Annotated in this window: 17 protein-coding genes; 5 read left to right on the top strand and 12 right to left on the bottom strand. The window is 52.7% G+C overall.

Annotated features, from left to right (window positions below; translation table 11 throughout):
• Positions 1-17 precede the first annotated feature (17 nt).
• The 5 genes from NW212_RS06105 to NW212_RS06085 all read right to left on the bottom strand — a co-directional run bounded on the left by NW212_RS06105 (position 18) and on the right by NW212_RS06085 (position 6,161).
• Complete coding sequence (locus NW212_RS06105; RefSeq protein ID WP_258337759.1) at positions 18-1,736, bottom strand: DUF4153 domain-containing protein; 1,719 nt, start codon at positions 1,734-1,736, stop codon at positions 18-20.
• A gap of 71 nt (positions 1,737-1,807) precedes the next feature.
• Positions 1,808-2,917, bottom strand: a complete 1,110-nt coding sequence (gene prfA / locus NW212_RS06100) for a peptide chain release factor 1 (protein ID WP_258337758.1) — start codon at positions 2,915-2,917, stop codon at positions 1,808-1,810.
• Between the two features lie 5 nt (positions 2,918-2,922).
• Positions 2,923-3,195, bottom strand: a complete 273-nt coding sequence (locus NW212_RS06095) for a hypothetical protein (RefSeq protein ID WP_258337757.1) — start codon at positions 3,193-3,195, stop codon at positions 2,923-2,925.
• Entirely contained in the window at positions 3,188-4,360 is a 1,173-nt protein-coding gene (locus NW212_RS06090) for an AIR synthase-related protein (RefSeq protein ID WP_258337756.1), read from the bottom strand. Before NW212_RS06090 ends, NW212_RS06095 begins: the two co-directional genes overlap by 8 nt.
• A gap of 127 nt (positions 4,361-4,487) precedes the next feature.
• Positions 4,488-6,161: a family 10 glycosylhydrolase gene (locus tag NW212_RS06085; protein WP_375337953.1), complete on the bottom strand. Its 1,674-nt coding sequence runs from the start codon at positions 6,159-6,161 to the stop codon at positions 4,488-4,490.
• A gap of 176 nt (positions 6,162-6,337) precedes the next feature.
• On the opposite strand from NW212_RS06085, the gene NW212_RS06080 reads away from it, so the two are divergent.
• Positions 6,338-7,579: a hypothetical protein gene (locus tag NW212_RS06080; RefSeq protein WP_258337754.1), complete on the top strand. Its 1,242-nt coding sequence runs from the start codon at positions 6,338-6,340 to the stop codon at positions 7,577-7,579.
• Between the two features lie 482 nt (positions 7,580-8,061).
• On the opposite strand, the gene rplS is transcribed toward NW212_RS06080, so the two are convergent.
• Entirely contained in the window at positions 8,062-8,424 is a 363-nt protein-coding gene (rplS, locus tag NW212_RS06075) for a 50S ribosomal protein L19 (RefSeq protein WP_258337753.1), read from the bottom strand.
• Between the two features lie 231 nt (positions 8,425-8,655).
• On the opposite strand from rplS, the gene NW212_RS06070 reads away from it, so the two are divergent.
• The 4 genes from NW212_RS06070 (at position 8,656) to NW212_RS06055 (ending at position 13,568) form a co-directional block, all read left to right on the top strand.
• Positions 8,656-9,435: a 5'-nucleotidase C-terminal domain-containing protein gene (locus NW212_RS06070; protein ID WP_258337752.1), complete on the top strand. Its 780-nt coding sequence runs from the start codon at positions 8,656-8,658 to the stop codon at positions 9,433-9,435.
• Positions 9,436-9,455: 20 nt separating this feature from the next.
• Positions 9,456-10,301 carry a bifunctional UDP-sugar hydrolase/5'-nucleotidase gene (locus NW212_RS06065; protein ID WP_258337751.1) on the top strand — a complete coding sequence of 282 codons (846 nt, stop codon included), beginning with the start codon at positions 9,456-9,458 and terminating at the stop codon, positions 10,299-10,301.
• 15 nt (positions 10,302-10,316) lie between these two features.
• On the top strand, positions 10,317-13,280 hold the full coding sequence (locus tag NW212_RS06060; protein ID WP_258337750.1) for a glycoside hydrolase family 3 N-terminal domain-containing protein: 2,964 nt from the start codon (positions 10,317-10,319) through the stop codon (positions 13,278-13,280).
• A gap of 120 nt (positions 13,281-13,400) precedes the next feature.
• Positions 13,401-13,568 carry a 4Fe-4S binding protein gene (locus tag NW212_RS06055; protein WP_258337749.1) on the top strand — a complete coding sequence of 56 codons (168 nt, stop codon included), beginning with the start codon at positions 13,401-13,403 and terminating at the stop codon, positions 13,566-13,568.
• 55 nt (positions 13,569-13,623) lie between these two features.
• Here the strand turns inward: NW212_RS06055 and NW212_RS06050 are convergent, their stop codons facing one another.
• The 6 genes from NW212_RS06050 to NW212_RS06025 form a co-directional block, all read right to left on the bottom strand.
• On the bottom strand, positions 13,624-14,493 hold the full coding sequence (locus NW212_RS06050) for a DMT family transporter (RefSeq protein ID WP_258337748.1): 870 nt from the start codon (positions 14,491-14,493) through the stop codon (positions 13,624-13,626).
• 93 nt (positions 14,494-14,586) lie between these two features.
• A complete protein-coding gene (locus NW212_RS06045; RefSeq protein ID WP_258337747.1) occupies positions 14,587-15,780 on the bottom strand; it encodes a pyridoxal phosphate-dependent aminotransferase in 1,194 nt (397 codons plus the stop codon).
• 86 nt (positions 15,781-15,866) lie between these two features.
• Positions 15,867-16,568, bottom strand: a complete 702-nt coding sequence (locus NW212_RS06040; protein WP_258337746.1) for a Bax inhibitor-1/YccA family protein — start codon at positions 16,566-16,568, stop codon at positions 15,867-15,869.
• Between the two features lie 27 nt (positions 16,569-16,595).
• Positions 16,596-17,810, bottom strand: coding sequence for a bifunctional 3,4-dihydroxy-2-butanone-4-phosphate synthase/GTP cyclohydrolase II (locus NW212_RS06035; RefSeq protein ID WP_258337745.1), 1,215 nt, complete (start codon positions 17,808-17,810; stop codon positions 16,596-16,598).
• A gap of 20 nt (positions 17,811-17,830) precedes the next feature.
• Positions 17,831-19,726: an LptF/LptG family permease gene (locus tag NW212_RS06030; protein WP_258337744.1), complete on the bottom strand. Its 1,896-nt coding sequence runs from the start codon at positions 19,724-19,726 to the stop codon at positions 17,831-17,833.
• 79 nt (positions 19,727-19,805) lie between these two features.
• On the bottom strand, positions 19,806-20,189 hold the full coding sequence (locus NW212_RS06025) for an START-like domain-containing protein (protein WP_258337743.1): 384 nt from the start codon (positions 20,187-20,189) through the stop codon (positions 19,806-19,808).
• Positions 20,190-20,537: the final 348 nt, after the last annotated feature.

Genomic DNA, 20,537 nt, shown 5'->3' with positions numbered 1-20,537 from the left:
TCGGTTTGTTTTGATGGTTATTTCATGAATAGGTAGCCGCTCAGTCGGAGGGAAGGCCCGCTGCCCTGTTCCGGATTATAGCAGAAATAAGTTATATAGAACACATGGTTCCCCGACTTGCTGTTGATTCGGGCCGGAGGAATGTTTCCGGACTCTTCTTTCTTGTCCCATTCTTCCAGCGTCTTGATGTTTATGGATATGGAGTCTTCGGAGTTTTCGATCCATCTGTTTAGAGGGACGGCCAATGTTCCTGTCCGGCATTCCTCTGCGGAGAAGAAGAATGTATCCTGGCTGTCCCCGATGAACCGTGTATATCCTTCGGGTATTTCCATCGGTTTCGTTTCATCGAACGAACAGACGAGCAGGTGCGATCTTTCGGATGCGGTTTCTACCTTGTCGTAGAAGTACACATCCTCTGCCACAATGTCGCGGATACTTTCCCGTCCGAAGGTGTGCCGCATGTAGGCGAGCTTGTCGTTTACATCCGTTGCGGTTTCTCTGGGAAGCGTGTTCAGCCACTCCTCGTACTGGCGGTTTGAAAATGGCAGCTTGTCTTTGTCCACTTGTGCCGTCAGCTGTTCGATGTCGTGCCGCAAAGTCCGGCGAGTTATGCTGGCAAAGTTCACCGGCAAAGCGGAAGTCAGCAGAAAGGTGGCTGCGAAGGAAATCGGAATCCAGTTGATGCGTCTGGCCCGGGTGACGAACAGTCCGATGCACACCGCATAGCACCACGCGTTGAAGGTGGCGAGATACAGGCGGTTGACGGTAATTCCGTAGTCATTGAGCCGGCGTACGATGCCCACGCTCATGAGGACGAGCAGAGGCAGGACAAGCACCGGAAGCCAGCGGGCGATGCGTTCGTCCCATCTGCCGGACAATGCCATGCGGGTAGGGTAGATGCTGAATTCGATTGCGATGCATCCCGTCATGAGGGCCGTGACCAGCCACGACACCCACCCGTCGGGCAGTTCCCAGCTGATCAGTATCTTTGCGGCATATACATACAGCACCAGCAGGTAGGCTCCGGTGAGCGGCAGAAAAAGATAGTGCGCCGCCGTGTTCAGGAAACTCCGGACAAGCGGCTTGCGGTCGTGCTTGGCCTCTCCTTTCGGCAGGAGTCCCAAAAACAGCATCATGGCGAGCAGTACGTTGCAGAGAATGAGGATATAGCCGTATCCTTTGGGCTTAATATCCAGGTTGAAGAGCTGGTGCAGGGAGAACAGCAGCAGGCAGAGTCCTCCGCTCATGATGCTTCCCATGACGTTGGCCGTGACGAACGAGCCGAGGCTTGACAGGGCGAAGTTCCAGCTCGGCACGTCATTCTTCTCCCGGAAGAACGAAAGGAAGAACACCGAAAGCCCCAGAGCCAGTATGGCGGCAGCGTGGGCGATGATGATTTCCGTCCACGACTGTTCCGGCGACAGCGTGTAAAGAAAGAACGTGTCGGCCAGCAGAAGCAGGTGTCCGGTCAGGTGCGTGACGGCCTTGGCCGCTTTCCGCTTTATCTCCTCGCTCCACAGATGGAGAGTGAGCGAAAGCAGGGTTCCTACGGAGAAGTAGTAGCTGATGGTGTAGAACAGCTTGTCGTCCGGCACCTTTCCGTCGGATGCGCACAGATAAATCAGGTGTCCGGTCAGGGCAAACACGAAGCATACTGTGACCGGGAAGCGTTTCAGGCAATTCTGAAACGCTTCCGCTATGGTGTAAACCGCTTTTTCGATAAAGTTACTTGCCATGTCTTCAGGTAATTAAAGAGCCTCTCCAGCCCCTCCCGGAAGAGAGGCTTGTCCGGATCAGACACTTGGGGTTATAGTTCGCTTTCCTTCAGCCTTTCGGCATTTTCGGCCACAATCAGATGGTCGATGCAGTCCTGTATGTCACCGTCCATGAAAGCGGCCAGGTTGTAGATGGTGTAGTTGATGCGGTGGTCGGTGATGCGTCCCTGCGGATAGTTGTAGGTGCGTATCTTTGCCGACCGGTCGCCCGTGCTCACCATTGTCTTGCGTTTCGATGCGATGTCGTCGATATATTTCTGGTGTTCCTTGTCGTAGATGAAAGTGCGCAGACGCGCCAGCGCGCGCTCCTTGTTTTTCGGCTGGTCGCGTGTTTCGGTACACTCGATCAGAATTTCTTCCGTTGCGCCCGTGTTCGGGTTCTTCCAGTTGTATCGCAGGCGGACACCCGATTCCACTTTGTTCACGTTCTGTCCTCCGGCTCCGCTGCTTCGGAACGTATCCCACTTGATTTCCCCCTCGTTGATTTCCACATCGAAAGGTTCCGCTTCGGGCAATACCGCTACCGATGCGGCCGACGTATGCACGCGTCCCTGCGTTTCGGTGGCCGGCACGCGCTGCACGCGGTGTACGCCCGACTCGTATTTCAGCGTTCCGTAAACTTTTTCGCCCGTCACCGAGCAGATGATTTCCTTGAATCCTCCGGACGCTCCTTCGCTTGCGCTCGACACCTCCAGTTTCCAGCCCTTCGATTCGCAGTATTTCGAGTACATGCGGAACAGGTCGCCGGCAAAGATGGCGGCTTCGTCCCCTCCCGTTCCTCCGCGGATTTCCAGGATGGCGTTGCGGTCATCCTGCGGGTCGGCAGGGATAAGGAGGAGCTTGATTTCTTCTTCCAGTTCCGGAAGGCGCGCTTCGCACCGGGCCGCTTCCTCGCGTGCCATTTCCTTCATTTCCGGATCGCTCTCGTTCATCATGGCCTTGGCTTCTTCCAGCCCGTTGAGGCATTGCACGTATTCCTTGCGTGCCTTCATGATGTCGTTCAGGTCCTTGTATTCCTTGGTCAGCTTCACGTACCGTTTCTGGTCGGAAATGACGGAAGGGTCGGTTATCAGGGTCGAAACCTCTTCGAAGCGGGAAACCAGTCCCTCCAGTTTTTCCAGTAATGTATTGTTTCCTGTCATTTTCTTCAATAAATATCAATGAGCCAAAAAGCTATCGTCACCAGCAGTATGATTGCGGCATAGAAGAGCCGCCCTGCAGTTGTCCGGAAAGGCTTTATGTCGAACATGTAGACGCTGACGGCATATCCCGCCAGACCGCACGGAAGCACGAGAGCCAGCGACTTCAGGAAGGGACTTCCCAGCCAGTCGGCAACGATGCTCAGTCCTACCCCCACCACGAGGATGGCCAATGCGACATATACTCCTGCCGGACGTTTCTTTCCTTCCATTTTACTCATACCTGAACTCCCCGAACTCGCTGCGGATAATCAGTTCCTTGCGTTCGCTTTCTTCGATGCGGCCCACGATCTGCGCGTCGATGTTGAACGATTTCGAGATGGCGATGACCTCTTCGGCGTGTTCCGGCGAGAGATAGACTTCCAGCCGGTGTCCCATATTGAACACCTTGTACATTTCGTCCCAGTCTGTTCCGCTCTGCTCCTTGATGGTGCGGAAGAGAGGAGGAACCGGGAAAAGATTGTCCTTCACCACGCGGCAGTTCTCGCCCACAAAGTGGAGCACCTTGGTCTGCGCGCCTCCCGAGCAATGCACCATTCCGTGAATCTGCGGGCGGAGCGCATCGAGCAGCTTCTTCACCACCGGCGCATAGGTGCGTGTGGGAGAGAGCACCAGCTTGCCTGCGTCGACGGGCGATCCTTCCACGGCGTCGGTCAGTTTCAGGCCTCCGCTGTACACCAGTTCTTCGGGCACGGCATGGTCGTAGCTTTCCGGATATTTCGCGGCCAGGTATTTGGCGAACACGTCGTGCCGTGCGCTGGTCAGTCCGTTGCTTCCCATTCCTCCGTTGTATTCCTTTTCGTAAGTGGCCTGTCCGTAAGAAGCCAGTCCCACGATTACGTCGCCCGGGCGGATGTTGGCGTTGTCGATCACGTCGGCGCGCTTCATGCGGCAGGTCACGGTAGAGTCAACGATGATGGTGCGCACCAGGTCGCCCACATCGGCTGTTTCTCCTCCCGTGGCATAGACTCCCACACCCATTTCGCGGAGTTCGGCAAGCAGTTCGTCGGTTCCGTTGATGATGGCCGAGATGACCTCTCCCGGCACCAGCAGCTTGTTGCGTCCGATGGTGGACGAAACCAGGATGTTGTCGACGGCTCCCACGCAGAGCAGGTCATCGATGTTCATGATCAGCGCGTCTTGCGCGATGCCTTTCCACACCGACAGGTCGCCTGTTTCTTTCCAGTACAGGTAGGCCAGCGAAGATTTCGTGCCGGCTCCGTCGGCGTGCATGATGTTGCAGTATTCGGGATCTCCTCCCAGTATGTCAGGGATGATTTTGCAGAATGCTTTCGGAAAAATGCCTTTGTCAATGTTCTTGATGGCGTTGTGCACATCCTCTTTCGATGCGGATACGCCGCGTTGCATGTATCGTTGGTTGCTCATGAGTATATGATATTATATTTATAATCATTTGAATGTGCAAATTTAGCGATAATTCCGCTTTTTCCCATAAATTATCGGATATAAGTAGATGTCGGGAATCAGTTTATACAAAATTTTGCACACTTGCTTATTGTTGTCTGGCGTATACGCCGACAAGCGTGACCGTGCCGTCAGGAGCAAGCAGGCTGAAGCGGAAGAGCCCGGGCTTCAGTCTGGCCGGAATGTCTTTTGCCGGATCTGTGGTCCGGAAAAGCTCGATGCCGGTTGCATCGCTCACGATCAGCGTATATCCTTCGGGCACGTCCGGAATGTTTTCGCCGAATATTTCCGGCGTGTTTTCGTCCTTCCGGTTGAAGGCAGACGGCGCGCTTTCGTTCCCGAAGCGGTCGACGGCCGTCACCGCCCAGTAGATCTTTTGCTGCCAGGGGAGAGAAGGGGTATAGGCGAACCGGCAACTGTCCGTGCGTGCGGATATCAGGTTTTCCGGGTTGTCCGTATCTACCGGGCAGGAGTTCGATGCGTAGATCCGGTAATAGATGCCGGCTTGCGTGTTGTCGGACGAAGGGTTCCATTGCATGCGGATGCTCTTTCCGCTGAGGGCGATTTGCGTTCCTGCGGGACTGCTTGGGGCGACTGAGTCTGCCCACGTCATCGGAGGCACTACGGCCGGGCAGGCATAGAAGTGCTGTTTCAGCAGGTCGAGCAGGCCCTTCGTGTTGTCGAGCAGGTATTTGTTGCGGAAGTAAGCCTGTCCGTCCAGTCCGATTCCCCGCGTGAAGAAAATCTGGCGCGTGATTTCGCCGATGCTCCAGTCCTGTTCTCCCGGATGGAGGAAGTAGATGCCCAGTCCGGGCACGATCCACCGCCCGTGCCTGTTCTCCTTCCAGTCGAGCGCGAACGGGTAGAACTGGTTCTTCCGGAAGTACATCATGGGGAACAGCGCGTCGTGGATGCCTTCTTCCAGCCAGCCTTGCGCATCCTGATATACCGTGCTGTATGCGTTCCATCCGTGCGACGAATACCGGCTTGTGTCGTCGTATTTTCCTATGGGCGAGCTGCTTACCTTTACCCAAGGCTTCAGCTTCTTGACCTCGGTGTATATGCTCCGCACGATGCGTGTGATGTTGTCGCGCCTCCATTGCCTGAGTTCCTTTCCGCGTCCGTATTTGCGGTAAGTGTCTTTGTCCGGAAACTTTTCGCCCTGTTCCGGATAGCGGATGTAGTCCAGATGGATGCCGTCCACATCGTATCTGGTCACGATTTCTTTGGCTATCCGTGTCAGATAGTCGGCTGTTCCCGGATTTCCGGGGTCGAGATACCAGCTTCCGTTGAAGAACTTGCAGAGTCCGGGCTGCTTTTTCACCACGCTGTTCTTGTGCAGGCTTACCTGGCGTTTGTTTCCTATCGGGATGCAGACAATCCAGGCGTGAAGTTCCAGCCCTCTTTTGTGGCATTCTTCAACGGCAAACCGGAGCGGGTCGTATCCCGGATTCTGTTCCGTATGTCCGGTCAGGCATTCGGCAAAAGGCTCTATCTGCGAGGGATAAACCACGTCCCCTCTCAGCCGCGTCTGGAAGAGCACGGTGTTGAAGTTCGCTTCCTTCAGCGCGTCCAGCCGGGCAGAAAGTTCCGCTTTCTGCGCAGCGGTTGCGGATGCGGACACGGCCTTCTGGCGCGGCCAGTCCATCCCTCCCAGGGTGGCCAGCCATACGGCTCTGATTTCGTGTTTGGGCTGAGGGGCGAAGGCTGCCGCATGCAGGCACACGAGTGCCGCCAGCAGGGTGAGCAGGCTTCTTCCCAATGCCGGGATTCCGGCATTCCGTCTGTTGTTGCTGTTTTTTCTTTTCATGTCCGTATCGTTTATGCGTTGGATCAGCAAAGATACAAAGTATTCTGTATTTTTATTGTTTCTGATTCATTTTGTGATTTTTCAGATAATTCATACTTTTGCTTCCGTTTAGTTGAGGAACTTTAAAAATGAAAAAGAAACTTGTCTTATGGGTAGCTTTTGCCGCCGTTGCGTTCGGGGCGCAGGCCCAGAAAAAGAATTTCAGTTATAAGTTTTACGGCCAGGTACGCACTGACCTGTTTTATAACAGCCGTTCCAATTCGGAAACCGTAGACGGACTGTTCTATATGTATCCGAAGGATGTGGCTCCCGATGCGCGCGGGGAGGACCTGAACGCCAAGCCCGACGGTAATTTCTATACGCTGTATTCGCGCCTCGGGGTAGACGTGGCCGGCCCGATGCTGGGCAAGGCGAAGACTTCCGCCAAGCTGGAAGTGGATTTCCGCGGTTCCGGAACTACTTATTCGCTTGTCCGTATCCGCCATGCCTACTTCAATTTCGACTGGGGCAAGTCGGCCCTCCGCGTGGGACAGTACTGGCATCCGCTTTACGGCGACGTGGCTCCGGAGATACTGAACCTGAACATGGGCGCGCCCTACCAGCCTTTCAGCCGCGCTCCGCAGGTGCGCTACCGCTATACATCGAAGCACTTCGTGTTTACCGCGGCCGCGGTATGGCAGATGCAGTATCTGTCGGTCGGACCAGCATCAAACAAGGCGGGAGAAACTTCTACGGCAAAGAGCCAGAATTATATCAAGAACAGTTGCGTGCCGGAGTTTTATGCGGGCATGGACTACAAGAATCCGAACTTGCTGCTCGGGGCAGGCGTGCATGTGTCGTCCGTCACTCCCCGTGTCCAGTCGGAAACGTCGGGCGGTGTCTATAAAGTGAGCGAGCGTGTGACGGGCGTGTCGGGCGAAGCTCATCTGAAGTATACGCGCGACCGGCTGATGATTGCTGCCAAGAGCGTGCTGAGCACCAATCTGACACAAACCAGCACCGTGGGCGGATATGGCGTGAAATCCGTCGACCCGCAGACGGGCGAGCAGGAGTATGCTCCGTTGCGCGTGTCGCATACGTGGGTGAACGTGATGTACGGAAAGACATTCCGCGGCGGCGTGTTTGCCGGTTATCTGAAGAACCTCGGGGCGTCGGATAAGGTGGCGAACCTTATCGGCACCGGGACCGATCTTGACCAGCTGAATACGTTGGGGGCAGAACTGACTTATAACCGTCCGAACTGGAAGTTCGGCGTAGAATATACGTGGACGGGAGCCTGGTATGGCGACAACAATGCCAAGGGGCGGGTTGTCGACACGCATCTGGTGAAGAACAACCGTGTCGTGTTTACGGCGCTGTTCCAGTTCTGAGCCTGTCCGGCGCTTCTCTGCACGGGTGAAAAAAGATGACGGGACATTTTTTTTATCTTTCCCGTCATTCTGATTGAAATGAGCCGTCAGGTCACTTGGGCTGACGGCTCATTTTGTTACACATCGCTTGTGATGTTATTTAATTAAATACGTGGTTTATTTAACTTAAAAATGGGTAGGGAACCACGAAAGTCACACTTAACTTTTTGTGAATCAAATATTTGTGAAGATAAGGGAACCACGAACGGGACCACGAAGGTCAAATTACACCTTATATATAAATAAAAATAAAGAAAGAAACCCTTACCCTTTATTTTTTGATTTGTTGGCGAACTTGATTTGCGGGATATGTTAAAGGGGGCATGTCGTTTATAGGGAAATCAGGATGGTCTGTGGCTTGATGCAAGCGCTATAAAAATACAAGTCCCCGGCTCCTTGCGGAATCGGGGACCTGTATGTGGAAAGTCGGTTTGCCGGGAGATTTATTCAGCCGCAGCAACCGGACGTTTTTCCTTGATTCTGGCTTTCTTTCCGGTAAGTTTGCGCAGGTAGTACAGTTTAGCGCGGCGAACTTTACCGATCTTGTTTACTGTAATGCTGTCGATAGCCGGAGATTCCAGCGGGAAAATACGTTCAACGCCGATTGTTCCCGACATTTTGCGAACTGTAAAGCGTTTCTTTTCGCCATGTCCGCAGATTTTGATAACAACGCCGCGATACATCTGTATACGTTCCTTGTTACCTTCAACGATACGGTATGCTACTGTAACCGTGTCACCTGCTTTGAATGAAGGATGCTGTTTGCCAGTAGCAAATGCTTCTTCTGCAATTTTAATTAAATCCATTTTTTCTTTTTAATAAATTGTTAGATCGTTACAACGCAACATATCAAGTAACTCTTCATGACAGCGATTGCGCGAAAGCGGTGCAAAGTAAGCGATTTTTTGCGATACAGCCAAAACTTTCGCTCATATTTTGAGTCCGGTGGAATGTTTTTTGCGGGAAGAGGTGAAAATGCTTTGTCCCGTGTGTTTTTTTGGCTACATTTGACGTGAAAAATAGTTTCATAAACTGATATGATTGTGAAAAATAGCATAAAGATTGTTCTGCTGGGAGGGACGCTGCTGCTTGGCGGCTGCGCTTCCGGCTATTTGGTGAAAGATATTGAAGGAGGAAGGGTGGCCATGACCGCCGAGTACGACAAGAATCCCGACCGGGATGCGGAAGCCATCCTGCAGCCTTACCGCCGGGTGGTAGACAGCATCATGTCGCCTGTTGTCGGACATTCGGCGAGAGCGTTGGAGGCATACCGTCCGGAATCGCCGCTTTCCAATCTGCTGGCCGACATCATACGCCGGGGAGCGGCGGGCATTTCCGGAAAGCCGGCGGACGTAGGCGTGATGAATATGGGCGGAATACGCAATTCGCTTCCTGAAGGAGAGGTCACTTACGGCATGGTGTATGAAATAACTCCTTTTGAAAATGCCGTGTGTGTGCTGACTTTGGACGGAAAGACGCTGATGGAGCTGTTCCGGCAGATTGCTGGAAGGGGAGGCGAAGGACTCAGCGGAGCAAGACTGGTTATCTCTCCCGACGGAAAGCTCCTTTCTGCGGAGGTAGGAGGGCGTCCGGTTGATGAGGGAAAAGACTATACGGTGGCTACCATCGACTATCTTGCGGAAGGGAACGACAGGATGGCGGCTTTCCGCGAAGCGAAATCGAAAACATTTCCTCCCGAGCCGCTGCTTCTGCGTACCGTCTTTCTCGACTATGTGAAGGAGTGTGAGCGGAAGGGCCGCTTTGTCGATGCGCCGGCCGGCGGAAGGATAACGGTGGCGAAATCTGAAAACAAGTAACTTAAAAACAGTGTGCTGATATGAACCGAAGAATTACAGGTGTGTTGCTGATGTGCTTTGCCGCAGGTCTGCTGGCGGCACAGAACGTCAAAGAACTGCTTATTTATCATACCAATGATATGCACAGCCGCATCGAACCTTTTGCGGCTTACTATCCCGATACGGCGTTGGCCGGAAAGGCCGGTGTCATTCGCCGCGCTGCATTTATACGTGATGAAAGAAAGAAGCACAAGGATCTGCTGCTTTTTGATTCGGGCGACTTTTCGCAGGGAAGCCCTTACTACAACCTTTTCAAGGGTGAGGTAGAGGTGAAGATGATGAACGAAATGAAGTATGATGCCGGAACTATCGGAAACCATGAATTTGATTTCGGGCTGGACAATATGGCAAGGCTGTTCCGGATGGCAAAGTTCCCCATTGTGTGTGCCAACTATGCGGTTGAGGGAACCGTGCTTGAAGGACTGGTGAAGGAGTATACGGTGATTGAGCGCGGCGGCATACGGATCGGCGTGTTCGGACTGGGCGCTCCGCTCGACGGGCTGGTGGCTCATGCCAATTACGGAAATGTGAAGTTTGAAGATCCGGTTTCAGAAGGGCAGCGCATTGCCGACTTGCTGCGCAATGAAGAAGGGTGTGACCTGGTGGTCTGCCTGTCGCATCTGGGATGGAACGGAGAGCCTTATTCGGATGTGGAACTGATTGAAAATACCCGCAACATCGATATCGTGCTGGGAGGACATTCGCATTCTTATTTTGAAGGTCCCCGGTATTACAAAAACTTGGACGGGAAGGAAATCCCTGTCCAGCAGATGGGCAAACATGCGGCTTTTGTTGGCCGGATGGTTGTCAGAATGCAGGAAGAATAATTTAAAGGAACAATCATGAAAAGGCAGTTATTGTGTTTGGTGCTCGGCCTGCTGGCAACGTTTTCATTGCACGCGCGGCAGCCTTCGGTGCTGGAGGCGGTTGGCGATACGGCGGCGTGCAGACGGTGGGTTGACGCACAGATGGAGAAAATGACATTGAAGCAGAAGATAGGGCAGCTTTTCATTTATACTGCTCCGCCCGAATATACCCAGTATAACAAGAACCGTCTGCGGAAAATCATTGGCGAGTACGGTGTGGGCGGATTTCTTTTTTCCGGAGGCGAGGCGGAGAAGCAGGCCAGTCTGACCAACTATCTCCAGCAGGTGTCGGAGGTTCCTCTGCTCATCGCATTCGACGGGGAGTGGGGGCTGGCGATGCGCCTGAAAGATGCTCCCGGATTTCCTTACAACCGGGTGCTGGGGTGCATAGCAAGCGATTCCCTGCTGTATGAATACGGGCGTGAAGTGGCCCGGCAGTGCCGTTCCATAGGGGTGCATGTGAATTTTGCTCCGGTGGCTGATGTAGACAGCAACCCGGATAATCCGGTTATCGGCTGGCGTTCGTTCGGGAGCAGTCCGAAACGTGTGGCTGAAAAGGTGGTTGCTTATGCCCGCGGACTGGAAGACGGAGGAGTGCTGGCCGTGTGCAAGCATTTCCCCGGTCACGGCGATACGGACGTTGACTCGCACCAGGCGCTGCCCGAACTGGCGTTCGACCGCCTGCGTCTGGACAGCGTGGAGCTGTATCCGTTCAGAAAGGCGGTAGAGGCTGGCATAGGCGGAGTGATGAGCGGTCACCTGCATGTGCCGGCATTGGGGAAAAAGCCCGCGTCGATTTCTTCGGACATTCTGCGCGTGCTGAGAGATGAACTGCATTTCGAGGGACTTGCGTTTACGGATGCGCTGGAGATGAAGGGAATTTCCGGCAATGAAAATGTCTGCGCGCAGGCGCTGGCGGCAGGAAATGACATGCTTCTTGCTCCCCGCAATCTGAAGAGGGAGCTGAAAGGCGTGATGCAGGCCATCAGGCACGGCGAACTTTCGGAGGAACTGATTGAAGCGAAATGCCGGAAGGTGCTTGCCTTCAAGTACGCGCTCGGACTGGCGGACTGCAAGCCGGTTTCGCTGGAAAATATAGAAAAGGAATTGCAGGACGCTTCTGTCGGAAATTTGCAGCAGAAGCTGGCTTGTGCAGCAGTGACCGTTGCCCGCGATTCAGACGGACTGGTTCCTCTGGATCTGGCCGTTTCAGGCACTGTCTTGCTGAGTGTGTCGCCTGCGCTTTCCGAGGCTTATCCTTTTTATAAGCGTTTGAATGCTGCGTTTCCCTTAAACTGGATACATGCAGATGCGGATTCCATTCCGGAAATCAGACGCAGGCTGCGTCCGGTGCAGCGTGTGATTGTGGCCGTTCATTCGGACGACCTGCTTCCGTATGATTCGCTGCTGACTTCTTTGGCTGAAGACAAGCCGCTTGTGCTGGTTTCGTTTGCCGATATGAAGGGACTGGAGAAGACTCCGGATCTGTTGCGGAAGGCATCGGCCGTGATTCTTGCGCACGACGGGCAAGAAGCGGTGCAGCAGTATGTGGCCGACTTGCTTTTGGGCAAGGCGTATGCCGACGGGCGCCTGTCTGTGCCTTTGGGCGATGTCTTTGCGGAGGGGACGGGTGTGACCGTTGATCCGGAACATCCGCGTACCTGTTCTCCCGAAGAGCTGGGCATGGACTCCTCCGTACTGGCGCGCATCGATGACATCGCGGAAGAAGGCATTCGTGAAGGAGCCTTTCCCGGATGCCATGTGCTTATCCTGAAAGATGGCATGCCGGTTTATGACAAGTGTTTTGGAAAGCATACGTATGAAGGAAACCGGAAAACGTTGGAAAGCGACATCTATGACCTGGCTTCGCTGACCAAGGTGACAGCTACCCTGCTGGCTGTTATGAAACTGTATGACGAAGGACGGATCGGACTTACTGACCGTGTGTCTGATTATCTCCCTTACCTGAAGCAGACCGACAAGTCGCGTATCACAGTTCAGGACCTGCTTTTCCACCAGTCGGGCCTTCCTGCCTATCTGCCTTTTTATCAGGAAGCGATCGACTTGAAGTCGTGCAAGGGCGGGCTGTTCAGGAAGAAGCGTGATTCGAACCATCCGTTCCGGGTGGGGGAGAACTTATATGCCTGTACAAGCTTTTCGTATAAGCCCGAGTGGGTGTCGTCCGTACCTTCGGAAGCGTATCCGCTTCAGGTGTCCGACAGCATTTTTATCAAGGAATCGTTCCGCGGAGAGATCATCAGGCAGATTGTTGATGCCCGGGTGAAAGGCAGTTCCTACCGATACAGTTGCCTGAATTTCATGCTGCTCAAGGAACTTGTGGAAACCTTGGCCGGAAAGCCGATGGATGTTTATCTCGACAGCGTGTTCTATAAGCCGATGGGGCTGATCCATACGGCTTTCAATCCGCTTGCACGTTTCGGCAAAGACCGGATTGTGCCTACAGTGGAGGAGGATTTTATCCGGAGAGGACCCTTGCAGGGCTTTGTGCAGGATGAAGCGGCTGCGTTTATGGGAGGCGTATCGGGAAATGCGGGACTGTTTTCTTCAGCGCACGACGTGGCGCGCATCTGCCAGATGCTGCTAGATAAGGGAGTGTGCGGTGACCGCCGCTACCTGTCGCGCGCTACTTGCGAGCTGTTCACAACCCTGAAGGCGAAACATAGCCGCCGCGGACTGGGATTTGACAAGCCCGATACGGAGCATCCTGAGGACGGACCGTGTGCGGCTGAAGCGCCGGCTTCGGTGTTCGGCCATACGGGTTTCACCGGTACGGCGGCCTGGGTGGATCCGGACAACGGGCTTGTGTTTGTGTTTTTGAGCAACCGCACTTATCCGCGCGCTTCTGACCGCACGAAGCTTGCGGAACTGAATATACGTCCGCGCATGCAACAGGCAATGTATCAGTCTTTAATGAAATGAATCTATTTAGACAGGGTACAAATTGCGCAGATTTTGCAATGTCGGTGTTATAACTTATGATAAAAACGTTACCTTTGTAGCATCATTTTAGGACTAATAATAATTAAACTTTTTACTACAATGGCTTACGTAATTAGTGACGATTGTATCGCTTGCGGTACTTGTATCGATGAATGCCCGGTTGGCGCAATCTCTGAAGGTGACAAATATTCAATCAATCCGGATGCTTGTACTGATTGCGGTACTTGCGCATCTGTTTGTCCTTCTGAAGCTATTCACCAGGAATAATCGGATCGTCGTATGACAAAACTTATGCAGGAGCATCTCTTTGGGATGCTCCTTTTTATTTTCTTTCAGCCAGATAAACTCCTCCGACAATACAGGCCGCTCCGAGCAGCGATGTCAGCGTGATCTTTTCTCCCAAAATGAGATGGGCGGTGATGATGGTGGCAAGCGGATTGATGTAGAGATAGTTTGACGCTTTTGACGCACCGATCATGCGCACGGTGGCATTCCATGAGATGTAGCAGAGCATCGAGGCTATCAGTCCCAGAAAAAGCAGGTTGGAATAGACTTCCGGCCGCAAAAGAAGCCCGATATGAAGCTCTTCCGGACGGAAGGCGAAATAAACCGGCAGCGACAGGATGCCATAGAAAAACACTTTCCGGGTGATGAAGAGTGTGGGATAAGCGCTTCCCAATCGCCGGAGCACCATGCAGTATAAGGCCCACGAAACGGCGGCGGCAAGTGTCAGCAGGTCGCCGGACAGGTTGAATTCGAACGTTTCGTTTCCGTTGCATACGATAAGTGCCACACCGGTCAGAGCGATGACCGTGCCGGGCAGAAAGAATCTTCTGAATTTCTCCTTGTAGAACAGCCGGGAAAGCAGCTGGGTGAATACGGGTGTCGTGCACACCAGCAGCGACACGTTTGAGGCCTGGGTGATTTCCAGCGCCGTGTTTTCGGTGATGAAATAAAGCGATCCTCCGAAAAGACCAGCCAGAAGCAGAAACAGTTCGTCGCGCAGGCTGTTGGCCATGAATTTCTTGTGCGAAATGGCCAGCAGGCATATGTACGCTATCAGAAAGCGGTAGAGGAATATTTCTGCGGGAGGAAGTCCTGAACTGATCAGAATTTTGGAAGATACGAATGTGGTACCCCAGATGCACACCGTCACGATGGCAAGGAGGTGGAATAAGTTTTCAGATTTCATGTGAAATTTGACGAAGGTATACACAAAAAACACCACAGAAAGCATAAAACATGCGTTCCGGCTTTCTGTGGTGAAAATAAAGTTATGGCATGTTTATTTCAAGCGTGCCAATGTTTCCTTGATGCGGCGCATCGCTTCAACGATGTTCTCGTCGGATGTGGCATAGCTCATGCGGATGCACTCGGGAGCTCCGAATGAAGTTCCTCCCACGCAGGCCACGTGGCCCACTTCGAGCAGATACATGGCCAGGTCTTCCGCATTGCTGACAACACGGTCGCCGTCTTTCTTTCCGAAGAAGGAGTCGCATTTCGGGAACAGGTAGAAAGCTCCCTGCGGCACGTTCACTTCAAATCCCGGAATTTCTTTTGCCAGCTTGACAATCAGGTCGCGGCGGCGTTCGAATGCCTTGCGCATTTCTTCTACGGGCTCCTGTGTGCCGGTATAGGCAGCTTCAGCGGCTTTCTGAGATACGGAGCACGGGCCGGAGGTGTACTGTCCCTGCAGCTTGTTTACTCCTTTCACGATCCATTCCGGAGCGGCGATGAATCCGATACGCCAGCCGGTCATGGCATAAGCCTTAGAAACGCCGTTTACGATGACCACCCGGTCTTTGATGGCCGGGAACTGCGCAATGCTTTCGTGCTTGCCGATGTAGTTGATATGCTCGTAGATTTCGTCAGCGATGACGATGACACGTTCGTGTTTGGCCAGCACCTCTGCCAGTCCTGCCAGTTCTTCTTTGCTGTATACCGATCCGGTAGGGTTCGACGGAGAGCAGAGAATCAGCGCGCGCGTTTTCGGCGTGATGGCCGCTTCGAGCTGTGCCGGAGTTATTTTAAAGTCCTGCTCGATACCGGCGCGCACAATGACAGGCGTTCCTTCGGCCAGTTTTACCATTTCCGGATAGCTAACCCAGAAAGGAGCGGGGACGATCACTTCATCTCCCTTGTTGACCAGTGCGAGGATGGTGTTGCATACGGACTGTTTTGCTCCGTTGGCGCAACTGATTTGTGCGGCTGTATATTCCAGACCGTTTTCCTTTTTCAGTTTTTCAACGATTGCGTTCCGCAGAGCCGGATATCCGGCAACGGGAGAATAGCGTGAATAGTTTTCATCAATAGCCTTCTTTGCGGCTTCCTTGATATGGTCCGGCGTGTTGAAGTCCGGTTCTCCTACGCTCAGGTTAATCACATCAACGCCCTGAGCTTTCAGTTCACTACTTTTTTGTGACATAGCCAGTGTAGCCGACGGCGACAGGCTGTTCAGACGATCTGAAAGTTGGTTCATTTTTCCTTATGATGTTTAAAGTTGGATTTCTTTGCAAAATAAGCTAATTTCTTGGATATATGAAAGAAATTAGCTTATGAAAGACGTTATTTCCTGTCGCCGAGTATTCTGAGCAGGTAGATGAACAGGTTGATGAAGTCCAGATACAGGGTGAGCGACCCCATCAGCGCTATTTTCTGTGTGGTTTCGTTCACTTCCACGTCATCTCCCGACAAAAGCTGCTTGATCTTCTGCGAGTCGTAGGCGGTCAGTCCGACGAAGAGCAGCACGCCGATATACGAGATGACAAGATCCATCATGGAGTTTTGCAGGAAAAGGTTGACCAGCGAAGCGATGATCAGTCCGATAACTCCCATGATGCACAGGCTTCCGATGCGGGTCAGGTCTTTTTTGGTGACATAGCCGTAAAGGGCTGTAGCTCCGAACGTGCCGGCCGTCACGAAGAAGGTCGTGGCAATCGAGCTCATGGTATAGACCATGAACAGAACCGACATGGTGACACCGTTCAGCACAGAATAGAGGATGAACAGGATGGTTGCCGTTGTGAAGCTGATGCGGTGGATGCGTGCCGAAAGAAACATGACCAGTCCCACTTCTGCGATGAGGAGAATCCAGAACATCATGGAGTTCTGTGCCATTGCGTTGATCAGTGTGTAGGATTTGGCTACATAAAGCGCCACAAAGCCGGTGATGGCCAGAGCCAGTGTCATCCATACGTATACGCTGCGGAACAGGGCGGTCTGGGCTGTCCTGTTCGCTATGCTTTTCACTAAATTGTTTGTTTCCATATTGAAAGTTGTTGGTTAGATGTTTTTTTATTTGTTGAAATGGAGCGTATGTCCCATCCGGTCTTTTTTGGTATGGAGGTACCGCTCGTTGAAAGGATTCGGCGTCACTTCGATCGGAACGTTCTCTATGATCTCCAGTCCGTAGGCCTCCAGCCCGACACGCTTCACCGGATTGTTGGTGAGCAGCCGCATTTTGTGGATTCCGATTTCGCGGAGAATCTGAGCGCCCACCCCGTAGTCACGCTCGTCGGCCTGATGTCCGAGGCAAATGTTGGCATCCACCGTGTCCATTCCTTCTTCCTGCAGCTTGTACGCTTTCATCTTTTCCATCAGTCCGATGCCCCTTCCTTCCTGGTTCAGGTAGATGACAGCTCCCTTGCCTTCTTTTTCGATCTGCTGCATGGCTTTGTGAAGCTGTTCTCCGCAGTCGCAGCGCATGGAACCGAAGATGTCGCCTGTGGCGCAGGAAGAGTGCACGCGCACCAGCACCGGTTCGTCGGGGCCGAATGTTCCCTTGATGAGAGCCACATGTTCCAGGCCGTTGCTCTTCTGCTTGAAAGGAATCAGGCGGAAATGTCCGTAGGCGGTTGGCATGTCCACTTCCACTCCCTTTTCTACCAGCGACTCCTGCTTCAGCCGGTAGGCGATCAGGTCGGCTATGGATATCAGCTTGAATCCGTATTCGTCTGCCATCTGCTTGAGTTCCGGCAGGCGTGCCATTGTTCCGTCCTCGTTCATCACTTCCATCAGTGCGGCGGCCGGATACAGTCCTGCCAGGCGTGCCATGTCTACACAGGCTTCGGTATGTCCGGCGCGGCGGAGTACACCCTTGTCTTGCGCATAGAGCGGATTGATGTGTCCCGGTCGTCCGAATGTTTCCGGGGTGGAGTCCGGATCAGCCAAAGCCTTGATTGTGGCTGCCCGGTCGGCTGCCGAAACCCCAGTGGTGCATCCGTCCAGCTTGTCGATGGTGATGGTGAACGGAGTTCCCAGCACGGAAGTGTTGTTCGTCACCTGATGAGGCAGGTCGAGCTCTTTGCAGCGTGATATGGTAATCGGAGCGCACAGCACCCCTCTGGCATGTTTCAGCATGAAGTTGATTTTTTCGGGAGTTACCTTTTCGGCGGCAATTACCAGATCGCCTTCGTTTTCGCGGTCTTCGTCATCAACGATGATGATGAATTCGCCCTTCCGGAAATCTTCTATTGCCTCTTCAATTGTGTTGAGTTTCACTTTTTCCATAATTGAACTGATATATGTTTTTATAATAGTTTCTGTCTGATTCTTTCCTGGATATCCTTGTTTGTCTTGATGATGACCTTCAGGTCTTTGTCGAGGCGCACCCTGTATCGCCAGATGTTCAGCCAGAGCAGCAGTCCGGCCGGAACGACCACTCCGCACAGCATGTTGAGCCAGCGGTTGTCGAACAGGCTCTTGTGGGCTTTAACAGAGAGGAACGGATAATTGTTCATCATGTTCAGCAGCACCGTGTCCGTTGAGTTTGAGAGTTCTTCCACCAGCTCCTCGATCTGCCTGCTGATGCCTGCTATGGCATCGTCGGGCGTGTTGTTGGTGAAAATCCGGTAGTAGTTCGGTGGTCCGAGCAGCTTGTGGGTTGCGGCATAGTCTGCACATTCTGCACTGACTTTTTCCAGTTTGCTGATGTCTTCTGCATAGTCGGGCGTCTGGATGATGACTTCTTTCTTGAAGATGTGCCGCGACACCCGGATGCCGAACACCTTGCGGAAGAATGCCGCGTATACGTCGATATTGAACACCACGGAGTCTTTGTTTGATTTGTAGGTGAGGAATCCGCCCAGCGGAGCCAGGACGACTGTGCTCATCCATGTTCCCAGCACGATGTTCATTTCGCCGCTCTTCGCCACGCGCGTGGCTCCTGAGTCGATGATGTAGTAGAGCACGAATATCAGCACGGAAATGACGACCGGCATTCCCAGTCCCCCCTTCCGTATGATGGCGCCCAGCGGCGCTCCGATAAAGAAGAAGATGATGCATGCCAGCGACAGGGTTATCTTTTTGTGCCAGTCAGAGCGGTGTCCTCTGATCCGTCCGTCCACATCCTGCGTGGTGAAGCTCTTCAGCGACCATTCGGAGGCGAGCGACGCCACGCGGCTTCTGGTTGAGTTCAGTGTCTTGTATTTCTGCGCTGCGGTCAGGCTGTTGAATATGCTGTCGGTGTTGATGTGCGTAATCTTCTGTTCGGCCAGCCTGGTCGAATCCCTTGCAGTCAGCGGAGGCTCTTTGTATGTGCGGTCCATGGCCTCCTTGTAGAGCGAACGTCCCACGCTGTCGGCATACATGCTGAGCGAGTCGATGGCCAGCGATATTTCCCTCATGTTCTTGATGTCCGAGCGCTGGTTCAGGAAGTTTCCGTCCACCATTTCAAAGTTCGTGTCGAAAGCGATGAGCGTATGCTTTTCCTTGAAGGTTTCTCTTCTGTACGGCACGTTTCTGGAGATGACCGACTGCGAGCGGAGGTTTTCAAATTGTTCTCCGTTGTAGAGATGCAGGAAGAGGTGCTTCTTGTCGGCCGTCAGTTCCAGCTTTCCCTCTTCCGCCCAGATGATGTGCGCGTTTTCGAATCCGTCGGAAAAGTTGTAGATGAGCACGTCTTTCAGCATTCCGGTTTTGCGGTCTTTGTGCTTCACGTAAATGTTGTAGCCTTCGATGTCGCTGTAGAAAACCCCTTCAGGAATGTCCACTTCGGGCGACTTCTGTTTCATGGATACCAGGAGCGTCCACAGTTCTTTCTGGGCTTTCGGCCCCACCACATTCTGGAAAAAGAAAGAAAGCACGCCCAGGAAGAGGCAGAAGAGCACCACGGGACGCATGATGCGCAGCAGCGGGATGCCCGCCGCCTTCATGGAAAGCAGTTCGTATCGTTCGCCGAAGTTTCCGAATGTCATCAGCGCCGCCAGCAGAATGGCCAGCGGAAGCGACAGAGGTATCAGCGTCAGCGCCGACAGAAAAAAGAATTGCGCAAGCACGTTCATTTCCAGTCCTTTCCCCACCAGTTCGTCAACGTATCTCCAGAGGAACTGCATCATGAAGATGAACAGGCAGATGAAGAATGTTCCGGCGAAGAGCAGCAGAAAGCTCTTGAGAACAAATATGTCGAGTTTCTTTATGCGTAGCATCCTAAGTTTCGTGTATTATCAAGGTGCAAAAGTAGCATAAAAAACAGACACGGAAACAATGTTTTGTGAAATTTTAGGTTTATAGTCCGAAAACTCTCCGCAGCGTTTCGATCTGCGAGTCCCATAGCTCGCGCGTGTCGTCTTCCTCTTCGGGGTCTGCAAAGTCGGTCACTTCGAGCACGTGGTCGGTGGTCAGTTCGTTGTAGTGTATCTTGAATTCAAAGTACGTCTTGGCTTTTTCTTCATCGAGCCAGTGGAAGCGGATGAAATATTCCGATCTGTAGTTCACCACCTCTGCCTCTCTTGTTTCTGTCTTTCCCCACTGGAAGGTGAATTTCTTGTCTGTGCGCGTCACCTTGTCGGCAAACCAGCGTTCAAGTCCTGCCGGTGTGCTGATGGCATTCCATATGATTGTTCCCGATGAAGGGTTTAGCGGATACTCGATATGTATTTTTCGTTTCATGGTGTTTTTCTTTGGTTTTATGTAATGGCGGCAAATTAAAGTATTTTTTTCCGTACCGCATAGCGAATCGCTTTATTTTTTTCTCGTTGCTGGCGGATGGAGTAAAGGCCGGGTTAAAGCGGCTTGTTTTTTGACCCGTAAAGTCGGTTGAGATAACGGCTCATTTTAATCAAGATGATGGGAAACGTTGGACAGGATGACGGCTTATTTTTCGGAAGGAGTAAAATGCGCCCTGCTTTTCCGTTTTTCATTCCGGCGGAATGCTCCGCTTTTGGCGTGCAAATGTATGCTAAATGTTTTGTTTTGCGGTATATTCGTTTGATTTTGTCGGTAAAATGCATTAGTTTT

Origin of the sequence: Bacteroides sp. ET225, from assembly GCF_024733745.1 — a bacterium.
Classification (GTDB): Bacteria; Bacteroidota; Bacteroidia; order Bacteroidales; family Bacteroidaceae; genus Phocaeicola; species Phocaeicola excrementipullorum.
This window is presented reverse-complemented; position numbering and strand designations above follow the sequence as displayed.

Excerpts from the sequence above, each read along its gene's own strand:
- NW212_RS06095 (WP_258337757.1), bottom strand. The coding sequence starts at position 3,195 with ATGAGTAAAATGGAAGGAAAGAAACGTCCGGCAGGAGTATATGTCGCA.
- NW212_RS06045 (WP_258337747.1), bottom strand. The coding sequence starts at position 15,780 with ATGAACCAACTTTCAGATCGTCTGAACAGCCTGTCGCCGTCGGCTACA.
- NW212_RS06050 (WP_258337748.1), bottom strand. The coding sequence starts at position 14,493 with ATGAAATCTGAAAACTTATTCCACCTCCTTGCCATCGTGACGGTGTGC.
- NW212_RS06040 (WP_258337746.1), bottom strand. The coding sequence starts at position 16,568 with ATGGAAACAAACAATTTAGTGAAAAGCATAGCGAACAGGACAGCCCAG.
- NW212_RS06105 (WP_258337759.1), bottom strand. The coding sequence starts at position 1,736 with ATGGCAAGTAACTTTATCGAAAAAGCGGTTTACACCATAGCGGAAGCG.
- NW212_RS06025 (WP_258337743.1), bottom strand. The coding sequence starts at position 20,189 with ATGAAACGAAAAATACATATCGAGTATCCGCTAAACCCTTCATCGGGA.
- rplS (WP_258337753.1), bottom strand. The coding sequence starts at position 8,424 with ATGGATTTAATTAAAATTGCAGAAGAAGCATTTGCTACTGGCAAACAG.
- prfA (WP_258337758.1), bottom strand. The coding sequence starts at position 2,917 with ATGACAGGAAACAATACATTACTGGAAAAACTGGAGGGACTGGTTTCC.
- NW212_RS06060 (WP_258337750.1), top strand. The coding sequence starts at position 10,317 with ATGAAAAGGCAGTTATTGTGTTTGGTGCTCGGCCTGCTGGCAACGTTT.
- NW212_RS06070 (WP_258337752.1), top strand. The coding sequence starts at position 8,656 with ATGATTGTGAAAAATAGCATAAAGATTGTTCTGCTGGGAGGGACGCTG.
- NW212_RS06035 (WP_258337745.1), bottom strand. The coding sequence starts at position 17,810 with ATGGAAAAAGTGAAACTCAACACAATTGAAGAGGCAATAGAAGATTTC.
- NW212_RS06090 (WP_258337756.1), bottom strand. The coding sequence starts at position 4,360 with ATGAGCAACCAACGATACATGCAACGCGGCGTATCCGCATCGAAAGAG.
- NW212_RS06030 (WP_258337744.1), bottom strand. The coding sequence starts at position 19,726 with ATGCTACGCATAAAGAAACTCGACATATTTGTTCTCAAGAGCTTTCTG.
- NW212_RS06065 (WP_258337751.1), top strand. The coding sequence starts at position 9,456 with ATGAACCGAAGAATTACAGGTGTGTTGCTGATGTGCTTTGCCGCAGGT.
- NW212_RS06080 (WP_258337754.1), top strand. The coding sequence starts at position 6,338 with ATGAAAAAGAAACTTGTCTTATGGGTAGCTTTTGCCGCCGTTGCGTTC.
- NW212_RS06055 (WP_258337749.1), top strand. The coding sequence starts at position 13,401 with ATGGCTTACGTAATTAGTGACGATTGTATCGCTTGCGGTACTTGTATC.